Below are 292 nucleotides of genomic sequence, written 5' to 3' on the forward strand. Positions count from 1 at the left end.
ACCAAAATTTTGAAAGCAAAAAAGAAAGAATGGTTCGCTCTTGCCCAAGGCTTGTTGGAATATGAGACTTTAACTGGCGCTGAAATTCAAGAAGTCATCGCAGGAAAACCTCCTTCACGAACCCAAAAAAATGAAAATGCTTCTCCACGGACTTCTTCTGTCCCTAAGGCTGGAGCAAGTAAAGATGAATTCGATCAAGAAACACTGGATAAAAAAGATGCGCATAAAGAAGATAAAGAAAAGGAAAAAATAAAAGCTGAAAAGGAAAAAGAAAAATAAAATCATACTAAAA

1 pseudogene is annotated in these 292 nt (G+C 35.6%); it reads left to right on the top strand.

Annotated elements, in window-relative coordinates:
• Nucleotides 1–279, top strand: a pseudogene (locus ACFIO5_RS10875) (ATP-dependent zinc metalloprotease FtsH); the annotation flags it as partial.
• Nucleotides 280–292 lie beyond the last annotated feature (13 nt).

This window comes from Bartonella sp. AA86SXKL (genome assembly GCF_042196885.1).